Below are 12,850 nucleotides of genomic sequence, written 5' to 3'. Positions count from 1 at the left end.
GCCCATATTTCCTGTTTTTCTGACGAGACGATGCCATGACCGATCTCATAGACCTCAACACGCTCGAAATCCTGTCGCTTTACCGGGGTAAGAGGCTTTCGCCATCGGAATATTGGCAGGCGGTGGAGGCGCGTATCGATGCATTCGAGCCGGTCGTGAACGCGCTTTACGCCTATGATCCGGAGGATGCACGCCGGCAGGCGCTGGCCTCGACGGAGCGCTGGCAAAAGGGTGAAACGCTCGGGCCCCTTGATGGAATTCCGGTCTCGCTCAAGGAATTGATCGCCACGAAAGGCCATCCCGTTCCGCTTGGCACCAAAGCGGTAGAACTGGTGCCTGCGGTTGAAGATGCGCCGGTGGCCGCCCGCTGCCGCGAGGATGGCGCGATCCTTTACGCCAAGACGACCTGCCCGGATTACGGCATGCTCTCCTCCGGCCTTTCCAGTTTTCACAAGCTCAGCCGCAATCCTTGGGACCCGACACAGAACCCCGGCGGCTCCAGCGCCGGTGCGGCCTCGGCCGGGGCCGCTGGTTATGGCACGCTGCATATCGGCACGGATATTGGCGGCTCGGTGCGCCTACCGGCGGGGTGGACAGGGCTGTTCGGCTTCAAGCCCAGCCAGGGCCGCATACCCGTCGATCCCTATTATACCGGCCGCTGCGCCGGGCCGATGACCCGGACCGTAATCGATGCCGCCTATGCCATGGCGACGCTTTCGCGACCCGACTGGCGCGATGGCACCGCGCTGCCGCCCAACGATATCAACTGGATGGACCTCGACATTAATGTGAAGGGCCTGAAGATCGGCCTGATGCTGGATGCCGGCTGCGGCCTGCCGCTGGAAGAAGAGGTGCGCGATGCCGTGCTCTCCGCCACCAAACTGTTCGAAGAGGCAGGCGCCACTGTCATTCCGGTCGAGCCGGTGCTGACGCGGGAGATGCTGGACGGGCTGGATGATTTCTGGCGGGCGAAGTTCTGGGGCGATATGGCGGCGCTGAGCGCGGAGCGCCGCGCCGCAATTCTTCCCTATATTCACGAATGGGCGGAAAAGGGCGCTGATGTCTCCGGCGCACGCGCCGTTTTCGGTTTCAACCAGACCATGGAAATGCGTAAGCTCTGCGGGCGGTTGATGCAGTCGGTTGATGTGGTGATTTCACCCGTCAATCCCATCGTCTCCTATCCGGCTGACTGGGCCTCGCCCACCAATGATCCCGCACGGCCCTTTGAACATATCGCCTTCACCGTGCCGTGGAACATGTCCGAACAGCCGGCATCCTCGATCAATTGCGGTTTCTCGAAATCGGGCATGCCGATCGGCCTGCAGATCGTCGGCCCGCGTTACGAAGATCTGTTCGTGCTGAAGCTTTCCAGAGCCTTTGAGACCTGGGGCGGCGGTGTGCGTCGCTGGCCGGAGCCGCCGCAGGGTGGCTGACCGCGCCTTTATCGACCATGTAGTATTGCCATAATACCCGCATCCGCGCCCGGCCTGTTAGGTTGCCCAAAGGCATTCGAAAACGGGAGGAGCAAACATGCCGAAGAAGATTTTGATGATCGCCGGCGATTTCGCCGAGGATTACGAGACCATGGTGCCGTTCCAGACGTTGCTCGCTGTCGGCCACACGGTCCATGCCGTCTGCCCCGGCAAGAAAGCGGGCCAGACCATCGCTACGGCCATCCATGATTTCGAGGGCGACCAGACCTATTCGGAAAAACGCGGCCATAATTTCGCGCTCAACGCCACCTTCGCCGATATCAAGGTTGCGGATTATGATGCGCTGGTCATTCCCGGCGGCCGCGCGCCGGAATATCTGCGGCTTAATGCGGATGTGCTTGCGGCGGTGAAACATTTTTTCGAGGCTGACAAGCCGGTGGCGGCCGTCTGCCACGGTGCGCAACTGCTCGCGGCTGCTGGTGTTTTGAAGGGCCGCACCTGCTCGGCCTATCCGGCCTGCCGTCCCGAGGTCGAGCTTGCCGGCGGCACCTATGCCGATATCGCCATCGATGCGGCGGTGACCGATGGCAAGCTGGTGACCGCCCCTGCATGGCCGGCACATCCGGCATGGCTTTCGCAATTCATGGCGGTGCTCGGCAAATAAGACCTGCGAAACGGGGCTTTTTCCGGCCCCGTTTTCCGCCTATCTTTCAGACGTGGTGAGGGAGGAAACCATGTGCAAGCTTTTCATCAAGGCAGACCCGGCGCTTTGGGAAAGCCATACGCGGTCGCTGAGGATCGATGGCATGGTCACCAGCGTCCGGCTCGAGAATTTCTTCTGGACGACGCTGGACGAGATCGCGCGGCGGGATGGCATGAACAGCGTGCAGCTTATCGCCAAGCTTTATAATGAATCGATCGATGCCGGGCATGATCTCGGAAATTTCACCTCGTTCCTGCGGGTCTGCTGCGGGCGCTATCTTGCGCTTCAGCTTTCCGGCGACATTCCGGCGCGCAGCGATATCCCGATTGCGGCACTGGATGCGGACAGCATCCTTGAGGCGGAGCAGGTGAATTACCACTAGGCGGTCACAGTACACTCGACGTCATCCTCGGGCTTGTCCCGAGGATCTGCCGACGTATCGTTTTTTTCGACGTGATTAGATCTTCGGGACAAGCCCGAGGATGACGTGGGAATGGTTCCACGATTCCCCTCTCTCGCATATCTTCTCAGCTCTTCAGCGCCCTCGGGTCGAGCGCATCACGCACGGCGTCGCCAATGTAATTGACGCTCAGAACCGTCAGCGAGATCGCCAGTCCCGGCCACAGCACACGCGAGGGCGTCAGCTGCAGGAAATTGGCGCCATCGAACAGCAGCCGTCCCCAGGTCGGGAAGTCCGACGGGAAACCGAGGCCGAGGAAAGACAGCGCCGATTCCGTGATGATGGCCGAGGCGATGCCGAGCGTGGCCGAGACCATGATCGAACTCAGCACATTCGGCAGGATATGGCGCAGGATGATGCGATACTCACGCATGCCGCTCGATTTCGCCGCCATGATGAATTCCTGGCTTTTGATCGTCAGCACATCGCCGCGCACAATGCGCGCGGTATGCATCCAGCTGGTGATCCCGATCACGAAGACAATCAGGATGAAAATGCCGGTTTCCGGCCCGAAGGCGGCGCGCAGCGTATCGCGAAACAGCATCAGGATGACGAGCAGCAGCGGCAAAAGCGGCAGCGCCAGAAACAGGTCCGTCAACCGCATCAGCGGCCCGTCCAGATTCCGGAAATAACCTGAAAGCACACCCACCAGCGTGCCGAGAAACAGGGCCAAAAGCATGGCAGTGATGCCGACGGCAAGCGAGATGCGCCCACCGGCCAGAACCTGCGCCAGCATGTCCTTGCCGAGATTATCGGTGCCGAAGGGATGCGCCAGCGACGGCCACTGGTTACGTGCCTTCACGTTTATGGCGTTGGGCGCAACGGTGTGGATATAGGGGCCGACATAGACCGCAAGCAGGATGAAGATGAAGACAAAAAGCCCGGCCACCCCGCCCTTGTGGACGCGGAACTGTTTCCAGATATCGGCAAGGGCGGATTGTGTTGGGGTGGCCGCAACCGTCGGCGCTGCAATGTTGGCGTCAGTCATAGCGGATCCTCGGGTCGAGAATGCCGTAAAGCACGTCGGCAATCAGGTTGAAGAGCACGATCAGCACCGCAAAAATGAAGGTCAGCGTCTGCACCAGCGGAATATCCGCGCCCTGAACGGCGGTTATCAGCAATTGGCCAAGCCCGTTCACACGGAAAATCTGCTCGGTGATGATGGCGCCGGAAAAGATTGTCGGCACGCCAAGTGCTATGACGGTGACGACCGGGATAAGGCTGTTGCGCAGCACGTGAACGAGCAGCACGGATTTTTCCTTCACGCCCTTTGCTCTCGCCGTGCGCACATAGTCCTGATGCAGGTTGTCCAGCATGGAAGCGCGCACGAAGCGGCTGATCTGCGAGACATTGTAGAGGGTCAATACCAGCACCGGCAGGAACATCTGTTTGATCTGCGCCACAAAGCTTCCCCAGTCCGTCACCTGCAGATTGGTGTCGTAGACGGAAGGGAACCATTGCAGGTAAGAGCTGAAGATCACCACCAGCAGCACGCCGGTGAAGAAGGTGGGAACCGAATAACCGACCATCGAGACGAAAGTGCCGATCTGGTCGAAGATCGAATATTGCTTGTAGGCGGAAATGACGCCGATCGGGATCGCCAGAAGCGCGCCGAAAAGATAGGCAAGGCCCACTACCCAAAGCGTCTGCGGCATGCGCTGGATGACAAGATCGACAACCGGGCTGCGCGTTGCCCAGGACAGCACACGCATGCGGCTGCCATCGCCGATCTGCCAGCCGGTCAGCTTTTCTAAGAGGTTCAGCGGCTCGTTGATGAAGAATTGCTGCAGCCACATCAGGTAACGGATGAAGAAAGGCTGGTCGAGGCCGAGGGAGGCGCGGATCTGCTCGCGCACTTCGGGCGGAATGGTCAGCGGCAGGTCGCCGGTCGGATCGTTCGGCGCGAGATCGAGCAGGGCGAAGATGACGAAGCTGATGACGAGCAACGTCGGTACGGCAAAGGCAAGCCGCCGGAGCGTAAAGGTAAACATCGGAAAGTCTCCAGACCGTCAGGGTCTCGCAAAACGAGCGCGGCCGCCCTTTCAGGGGCGACCGCGCATTTGCGTGTTACTTTTTGCGGGACCAGTCCGCGACGTTCCAGAGTTCCGAATCCCAGGCATTCATGCGAACGCCTTCGAGTGTCAGCGAATGCGAGGAGACGTTGCCACGGTGGATCAGCGGAATATGTGCGCCTTCTTCCGTCAGCATGTCGTTCAGCTGTTTGGCGATTTCCCCACGCTTGGCGAAATCGGTCGTCTTGGAAAGGACGCCCACCAGCTTGTCGAATTCCGGGTTGCAATAACGCGGAATATTCTGACCCTGCCAGCCGTTTGCGGGGGCGGGGATCTTGTCGCACAGCCATTCCGCCAGGTATTTTTCCGGGTCGGTGCCGTCGAAATTGTTGGTGTACATTTCAACGTCGGCATAAAATTTCTGGAAGGTATCCGGGCTTGCCGGATCGCCGCCGAAGAACACCGAGGCGCTGACATTGCGCAGTTCGGACGCAACGCCGATCTGCGACCACATGTCCTTCACCAGTTCCTGCGCTGCCTGGCGAACGGAGTTGGTGGAGGTCTGGTAGAGGAAGGAAAGCTTCACGCCGTTCTTGGCGCGGATGCCGTCCGAACCCTTCACCCAGCCTGCATCGTCGAGCAGCTTGTTTGCACCTTCCAAATCCTGCTTCAGGCACCAGCTGTCGTTTTTCGTCGAAGCGACAGCCGCCGGGGCCGGCACGATGTTACAGGTCGGCTTGCCCGCCTCGCCATAACCCGTCTCATCGATAATGTCGCGATCGATGGCGAGCGAGAGTGCACGGCGCACGGCCGGGTCGGAAAGGGCCGGATGCGGACCGCCCTCCTTGGTGGAGCGCTTGTCACCGAGCGCAGGGTCGGCATTGTACCAGTTGAGATTGATACGCTCGACCTGCGTGCCGAAGGCGGTTTCCAGCTTGCCCTTGCCGGCGGCCACCATGGTGGCCAGAATTTCCGGCTCCACCTGCATGTTCCAGGCGTAGTCGAATTCACCCGTTTCAAGCACGGCACGCGCAGCGGATGCCGCGTCACCGCCGCCCTTCAGGGTCGCCGTGGCGAAAGCGGGCTTGGCGGGATCGCGATAATTGGGGTTGGCGACATAGCTGATGACGTCGTTCGGCTTGAACTCCTTGACCACAAAGGGGCCGGTGCCGATGGGGCCGAAATTGGCGGATGTGCAGCCGGGAGCCGCGGCGCCGACGCATTTTTCGAACTGCTTCTTCTGGATGACGGGCGATTGCGCGCCGACAAATGCCGAGTAGGGGTAGGGCTTGGGTTCAGTGAAGCTGATCTTGACGGTATGGGCGTCGATGGCCTCGACGTTTTTCACGCCCTCATATTGCGCCGCCTGCGCGCAGCCGCCGTCGGGTGCGGTGCAATATTTCCAGGTGAAGATGACGTCGTCAGCGGTAAGCGGCGTGCCGTCGGACCATTTGATGTCGCTTTTCAGCTTCCACGTCATGCTGAGCAGGTCCTTCGCGACGCCGCCATTGTCGACCGTCGGAATCTCGCTCACCAGCATCGGCACCAGCTCGCCCTTTTCGTCGTAGCGGGCCAGAGGCTCAATCACCATGGACGAGCTGTAGATCTCTTTGGTGCCGCCGGAAAGATAAGGGTTCAGTGTCGATACAGCCTGCCAGAACAGGATTTTCAGTTCACCGTCACTGCCGCGTTCGGCATGGGCGGCAGATCCTGCCAAGGCCATCGCCGCCACCGTGCTGGCAAAGAGAATGCTGCGCTTCTTCATTATGTTTTCCCCTTTTTTGGATTTTATCTATTTGAATGTTTGACGCTTTTCCTGTCGTCATGCGCAAGGTATTTTATTGTAAGCATTTGACTTTGCTAGGTAATATCCATGCGATCCAGATGATGCTATTGTCAGTTTTTTTGAAAAGCAAGCCCCAAAGTCTTATTGATGAACAAAATTTGAGCCATTCGCCTTCTGGCCTATTTTTCGTTCATTCAGCAAATTTCACACTTGCAAAAGGAGAAATTCCAAACGCAATATGTTTTCCGACAACCCGGCGGGGAACAAAAAAGGGAATAAAGAGAATGCCGATATTGAACCGTGTGGCTGAAATGCAGGAAGACGTTGCCGGCTGGAGACGCCATCTGCATGAGCACCCGGAACTGCTCTATGATGTCTTCGAAACATCGAAATTCGTTGCCGAAAAACTGAAGTCCTTCGGCTGCGATGTGGTCGAGACCGGCATCGGCAAGACCGGCGTGGTCGGCATCATCAAGGGGCGGCACGGGGATGGTCCGACCATCGGTTTCCGCTCCGACATGGACGCACTGCCGATTCTTGAGACCAGCGGCAAGCCCTGGGCCTCGAAGACGCCCGGCAAGGCCCATTCCTGCGGCCATGACGGCCATACCGCCATGCTTCTGGGGGCGGCGCAATATCTGGCCGAGACCCGTAATTTCAAGGGCTCCGTCGCGGTCATCTTCCAGCCGGCGGAAGAGGGCGGGGCAGGCGCGCTCGCCATGCTGAACGACGGCATGATGGAGAAATTCGGCATTTCGCAGGTCTATGGCATGCATAACGAGCCGGGCATTCCCGTCGGGCAATTCGCCATCCGCAAGGGTTCCACCATGGCGGCGGCGGATAGTTTCGAAATCGTCATCACCGGCAAAGGCAGCCATGCGGCCGCGCCCCATCTTTCCATCGATCCGGTACTGACCTCGGCGCATATCATCATCGCGCTGCAATCCATCGTCTCGCGCGAGACAGACCCGTTGAAATCGCTGGTCGTCACCGTCGCCACCACCCATGGCGGCACGGCGGTCAATGTCATTCCGGGTTCGGTGACGCTGACGGGCACAGTGAGAACCCTGCTGCCGGAAACCCGCGATTTTGCTGAAAAGCGGCTGAAGGAAGTGGCCACCGCCACGGCAATGGCGCATGGCGCCAGCGTGGAGGTGAAATATCACCGCGGATATCCCGTCACCTTCAACCACAGTGACGAAACCGAATTCGCGACCGGTGTGGCGATGGGCATTGCCGGTGCAAACGCCGTCAACACCAATCCCAACCCGCATATGGGTGCGGAAGATTTCTCCTACATGTTGGAAGCCCGCCCCGGCGCCTTCATCTTCATCGGTAACGGCGACACGGCCGGGCTGCACAATGCGGCCTATGATTTCAACGACGAGGCCCTGCCTTACGGCATCAGCTACTGGGTTTCGATGGCCGAAACCGCACTTGCTGCATAAGACATCCGGCGGCCTTCATGGCCGCCTTCTGCTTTTCAGGAGATCGGCATGCTTTTGGCGGCGACATCAATGGAACAGACCGGCGGTTCGGTAAGCCCGGTTCTTTCGGTTCAGAATCTCACCACCTCCTTCCGCGTTGATGACGGCTGGAAATCCGTGGTGCGCAATATGAGTTTCGAGATTGCACCGCGCGAAACGGTGGCGATCGTCGGCGAAAGCGGCTCGGGCAAGAGCGTGACCTCGCTTTCCATCATGCGGCTTCTCGATAAAAAAACGAGCCGCATCGAGGGCAAGGTTATGCTCGGCGGGCGCGATTTGCTGGCACTTCCGGAAGAGGAGATGCGCAAGGTTCGCGGCAAGGACATTTCGATGATCTTCCAGGAGCCGATGACCAGCCTCAATCCGATCTTCCCGATCGGCAAGCAGATCGCCGAAGCGCTGACCGTGCACCAGGATATTTCCTCATCTGCTGCCAAGGCCGAAGTTGTCAGGCTTCTGGAAAAAGTCCGCATTCCCAATGCGAAGAACCGTTTCGACGACTATCCGCACCAGTTTTCCGGCGGCATGCGTCAGCGCGTGATGATTGCCATGGCGCTTGCCTCGAAGCCGAAGCTCCTGATTGCAGACGAGCCGACGACGGCGCTCGACGTGACCATTCAGGGCCAGATTCTCGACCTTATCAAGCAATTGCAGGAAGAGGAGGGCATGTCGGTCCTGTTCATCACCCATGATATGGGCGTGGTGGCGGAAGTGGCTGACCGCACCATCGTCATGTTCCGCGGCGATGTGGTGGAAACCGGCACTACCGACGATATCTTCCATCGCGGCCATCACCCCTATACGCGCGCTTTGCTTTCGGCCGTGCCGAAACTCGGTTCGATGAGGTCTCGGGTGCTGCCCGCCCGTTTCCCGATCATCGATATCAAGACCGGCGAGAGCCAGCCGGTGGCGGAGGTGAAGGATACGGTCTCCGGTTCGCGCACGCCGATTCTCTCGGTCAGGGACCTGACGACCCGTTTCGATATTCGCTCCGGTCTTTTCGGCCGCAAATCCGGCGCCGTGCATGCGGTGGAAAAGGTCTCCTTCGATCTGGCTGAAGGCGAGACACTATCGCTGGTCGGCGAGAGCGGTTGCGGCAAGTCCACCACCGGGCGCTCGATCACCCGGCTGATCGAGCCGACTTCCGGCAATGTCACGCTTGACGGTTACGAGGTGATGAAACTCGACAAGACGACGTTGCGCACCATGCGCCGCAGTGTGCAGATGATCTTCCAGGATCCCTTCGCCTCGCTCGATCCGCGCATGAGTATCGGCACGGCAATCATGGAGCCTTTCGTTGAACATCGTCTCGGCGCCAAGCAGCAGGCGCGGGAAAAGGCGGCCGATCTTCTGGAGAAAGTGGGTCTCAACCCGGATATGATGCGGCGCTTCCCGCATGAATTTTCCGGTGGCCAGCGCCAGCGCATCGCCATTGCCCGCTCGCTGATGCTCGACCCCAAGGTCATCGTCGCGGACGAGGCGGTGTCGGCGCTCGATGTGTCTATCAAGGCGCAGGTCTGCAACCTGCTGCTCGACCTGCAGCAGAGCCTAAACCTCGCTTTCCTGTTCATCAGCCATGACATGGCGGTGGTGGAGCGTGTCAGCCACCGGGTGGCGGTGATGTATCTCGGTGAGATCGTCGAAATCGGACCGCGTGCGGCGGTTTTCGACAATCCGCAGCACCCCTATACGAAAAAGCTGATGTCGGCCGTTCCGGTGCCGGACCCGGCGCGCCGGCAGATCCGGCGCAATATGGCGACGGATGAGATCAAAAGCCCGATCCGCCCGGTGGATTACGTGCCGCCGCAGCGCCATTACCGTGAGGTCTCGGCGGGGCATCTGGTGCAGGAAGCGGCTTGATTGGTCGGTGGGGTCGATAAATCCCGCACCGTCACCCCGGGCTTGATCCGGGGTCCAGCGCGATCAAGTCTTTGATCGCAAAAGGCTCTTCTCACGACGCAGACGCGCCGTGGCTGGATTTCGGCTTAAGGCCGGAATGACGGAGAAATAGTGACACCAGCCACAAGGTAAGCCACCGTCTAGCACTCGCTGGTTTGCATCACGTCGCCTTTGCGCGCATACCCCCGTTTGACAGGCGACGCAAAAAAATGCCAGCAAATGCTCGAGCATAATTCTTAGAGGGCGGCGGCATGGCCAGACGGAACGACGCACATGGACGGCTTGATGATGCGGCGCGTGCTGGCTGGCTTTATTATGTCGCGGGCCGCACGCAGGACGAGATTGCCGCTGCCATGGGCATATCCCGGCAATCGGCGCAGCGGCTGGTATCGCTGGCCGTCGCCGAGCGTCTGATCAAGGTCCGGCTCGATCATCCCATCGCCGCCTGTCTCGAAAAAGCCGAGCGCCTGAAAGAGAAATTCCACCTTAAATATATCGAGGTGGTACCGAGCGATCCGGCCGGTGTCTCCTCCACGGTGGGGATCGCCGAGGCGGGGGCGGCGGAAATCGAGCGCTGGCTGAAAAATGCCGATCCCATCGTGCTTGCCATCGGTACCGGCCGCACGCTGAAGGCAGCGGTGGACCAGTTGCCGCCGATGGAATGTCCGCAGCACCGCATCGTGTCACTGACAGGCAATATCGGGCCGGATGGATCGGCCGCCTATTACAACGTCATCTTCAGTATGGCCGATGCCATCAAGGCGCGGCATTTTCCGATGCCGCTGCCGGTTCTCTGCTCGTCTGCGGAAGAGCGGGAACTGCTGCACGACCAGTCCATGGTGCGCTCAACGCTGGCGCTGGGTGCAGCCGCCAATGTCACCTTCGTCGGCGTCGGCGAACTGGGAGAAAATGCACCGCTCTGCATTGATGGTTTTCTCGGTGTCGACGAGATGAAGGCCCTGATGGCAAGCGGTGCGATCGGCGAAATCTGCGGCTGGATGTATGATGCCAACGGCCACATTCTCGACCATTCCGTCAACGAGCGCGTCGCCTCCGTTCCCATCCCATCACGAGAGACCTGCACGGTCATCGGCATGGCGCAGGGCACGCGCAAAAATGCCTCGATTCTGGCGGCGTTGAGGGGTGGTCTGTTGAACGGCCTCATTACCGACGAAGTGACAAGCGAATATTTGCTCACTCACTGAGCAAAAATTAATTCATTAAAATCAAAGACTTGATTTTTCCATGTGCGCCGCAGCACAGGATGTCGCTTGACATTTTTGCTCTGCGGGTGAGTAAATGCCCTAGAGCAAAGCGAATGCTCATCATTTTTCTTCTGGGAGGAAGATATGACATTGAAGACCATTTTGCTGGGCGCATGCTCGGCACTCGCCTTTTCGACCCTTGCCTCCGCCGAAACGCTGACCATCGCCACCGTTAATAACGGCGATATGATCCGCATGCAGGGGCTGACCTCCGACTTCACCACCAAGAACCCCGACATCAAGGTGGAATGGGTCACGCTTGAGGAAAACGTCCTGCGTGAGCGCGTGACGACCGATATCGCCACCAATGGCGGTCAATACGACATCATGACCATCGGCAATTATGAAGTGCCGATCTGGGCCAAGCAGGGCTGGCTGCTGCCGCTCGAGAAGCTTGGCGACAAATACGACGTGGATGACATTCTGCCGGCGATCCGTGGCGGTCTTTCCAGCGAAGGCAAGCTTTATGCGGCGCCCTTCTACGGCGAATCCGCCATGATCATGTATCGCAAGGACCTGTTCGAAAAAGCCGGTCTGAAGATGCCCGAAAACCCGACCTGGGAATTCATCGGTGATGCGGCCCGCAAGATTACCGACCGCAAGGCGGATATCAACGGCATGTGCCTGCGCGGCAAGGCCGGCTGGGGCGAAAACATGGCCTTCATCAGCGCGCTCACCAATTCCTTCGGTGGCCGCTGGTTTGATGAAAACTGGAAACCGCAGTTCGATCAGCCGGAATGGAAGAGTGCTCTTCAGTTCTACGTCGATCTGATGAAGGATGCCGGTCCGTCGGGTGCTTCCTCCAACGGCTTCAACGAAAACCTGACGCTGTTCCAGCAGGGCAAATGCGGCATGTGGATCGACGCCACGGTGGCTGCTTCCTTCGTTTCAAACCCGAAGGATTCGACCGTTGCCGACAAGGTCGGTTATGCGCTCTTCCCGACGCATGGCGAACTGAAGAACCACGGCAACTGGTTGTGGTCATGGAACCTTGCTATCCCGAAGAGCTCGCAGAAGGCGGATGCCGCCGAGAAGTTCATCTCCTGGGCAACCAGCAAGGAATATACCCAACTCGTCGCTGCCAAGGAAGGCTGGGCAAACGTGCCTCCGGGTACCCGCACCTCGCTTTACAAGAACGCCGAGTATGAAAAAGCAGCCGCCTTCGCCAAGCCGACGCTTGCTGCGATGGATGCCGCCGACATCACCAAGCCGACCGTAAAGCCCGTGCCTTACACCGGCGGCCAGTTCGTGGCGATCCCTGAATTCCAGGCGCTCGGCACCACGGTCGGTCAGCTGTTCTCGGCGGTCGTTGCCGGCCAGTCCAGTGTCGACGATGCGCTTGCCAGCGCCCAGTCGACAGCGACGCGTGAAATGACCCGCGCCGGTTACATCAAGTAATCCTCCTGAAGATCGCTGTCCGGCGCCAATGCCGGGCAGCGAACCTTGGGGGCGCAAGCCGCGAGCTGCGCGGCGGCCTTTAAGCCTTTCAAATCAAAACTGGAATGAGCCGGTTCTTCCGGATATGCCGGGGGCATTTCGTGATGCCCGAGCCCATGGGGAGGTTAGTGCAATGGCAACACGAAACACGAGCGGTCTGGCCCGGGTGATGCTAGCGCCTTCGGTCCTGCTGCTTCTGGTGTGGATGATCGTGCCCCTGGCGATGACGCTGTGGTTTTCGTTCCAGAACTACAATCTCCTCAACCCTGCCAATGTCAGCTTCGCCGGCCTGTTCAATTACCAGTATTTCTACACCGATCCGGCCTTCTTCCAGTCGATCTGGAACACGCTGCTGATCGTCGGCGGCG

The 12,850-nt window shown here is 59.3% G+C and carries 10 protein-coding genes and 1 pseudogene; 8 read left to right on the top strand and 3 right to left on the bottom strand.

From position 1 onward, the window contains the following. Positions 1–35: 35 nt before the first annotated feature. The 3 genes from AC5I5B_RS23075 (at position 36) to AC5I5B_RS23065 (ending at position 2,518) form a co-directional block, all read left to right on the top strand. Positions 36–1,433 (top strand): amidase, encoded by a 1,398-nt coding sequence (locus tag AC5I5B_RS23075; RefSeq protein ID WP_174054603.1) that lies wholly within the window; start codon positions 36–38, stop codon positions 1,431–1,433. A gap of 97 nt (positions 1,434–1,530) precedes the next feature. Next, the gene (locus tag AC5I5B_RS23070; RefSeq protein ID WP_162686199.1) at positions 1,531–2,097 is read left to right on the top strand and encodes a DJ-1/PfpI family protein; all 567 of its coding nucleotides are present in this window, start codon (positions 1,531–1,533) and stop codon (positions 2,095–2,097) included. Positions 2,098–2,167: 70 nt separating this feature from the next. Further along, the gene (locus tag AC5I5B_RS23065) at positions 2,168–2,518 is read left to right on the top strand and encodes a ribbon-helix-helix domain-containing protein (RefSeq protein WP_020813240.1); all 351 of its coding nucleotides are present in this window, start codon (positions 2,168–2,170) and stop codon (positions 2,516–2,518) included. A gap of 145 nt (positions 2,519–2,663) precedes the next feature. On the opposite strand, the gene AC5I5B_RS23060 is transcribed toward AC5I5B_RS23065, so the two are convergent. The 3 genes from AC5I5B_RS23060 to AC5I5B_RS23050 all read right to left on the bottom strand — a co-directional run bounded on the left by AC5I5B_RS23060 (position 2,664) and on the right by AC5I5B_RS23050 (position 6,373). Continuing rightward, a complete protein-coding gene (locus tag AC5I5B_RS23060; RefSeq protein ID WP_174054604.1) occupies positions 2,664–3,584 on the bottom strand; it encodes an ABC transporter permease in 921 nt (306 codons plus the stop codon). Continuing rightward, a complete protein-coding gene (locus AC5I5B_RS23055) occupies positions 3,577–4,587 on the bottom strand; it encodes an ABC transporter permease (RefSeq protein ID WP_080867258.1) in 1,011 nt (336 codons plus the stop codon). The genes AC5I5B_RS23060 and AC5I5B_RS23055 overlap by 8 nt, the downstream gene beginning before the upstream one ends. 76 nt (positions 4,588–4,663) lie before the next feature. Continuing rightward, complete coding sequence (locus AC5I5B_RS23050; protein WP_174054605.1) at positions 4,664–6,373, bottom strand: peptide ABC transporter substrate-binding protein; 1,710 nt, start codon at positions 6,371–6,373, stop codon at positions 4,664–4,666. 305 nt (positions 6,374–6,678) lie between these two features. On the opposite strand from AC5I5B_RS23050, the gene AC5I5B_RS23045 reads away from it, so the two are divergent. The 5 genes and pseudogenes from AC5I5B_RS23045 to AC5I5B_RS23025 form a co-directional block, all read left to right on the top strand. Beyond that, positions 6,679–7,842, top strand: coding sequence for a M20 aminoacylase family protein (locus AC5I5B_RS23045; protein WP_026363649.1), 1,164 nt, complete (start codon positions 6,679–6,681; stop codon positions 7,840–7,842). Positions 7,843–7,890: 48 nt separating this feature from the next. Next, entirely contained in the window at positions 7,891–9,741 is a 1,851-nt protein-coding gene (locus AC5I5B_RS23040; protein ID WP_495752856.1) for an ABC transporter ATP-binding protein, read from the top strand. A 290-nt stretch (positions 9,742–10,031) separates the two neighbouring features. Continuing rightward, positions 10,032–10,985 carry a sugar-binding transcriptional regulator gene (locus AC5I5B_RS23035; protein WP_495752855.1) on the top strand — a complete coding sequence of 318 codons (954 nt, stop codon included), beginning with the start codon at positions 10,032–10,034 and terminating at the stop codon, positions 10,983–10,985. 144 nt (positions 10,986–11,129) lie between these two features. Further along, complete coding sequence (locus AC5I5B_RS23030) at positions 11,130–12,443, top strand: ABC transporter substrate-binding protein (protein ID WP_495752854.1); 1,314 nt, start codon at positions 11,130–11,132, stop codon at positions 12,441–12,443. A 172-nt stretch (positions 12,444–12,615) separates the two neighbouring features. Beyond that, positions 12,616–12,850 (top strand): annotated as a pseudogene (locus AC5I5B_RS23025) (sugar ABC transporter permease); the annotation flags it as partial.

It is taken from the genome of Agrobacterium sp. (assembly GCF_059499945.1).
The sequence above is the reverse complement of the archived record's forward strand: the minus strand, read 5'-3'. Positions and strand labels throughout refer to the sequence as shown.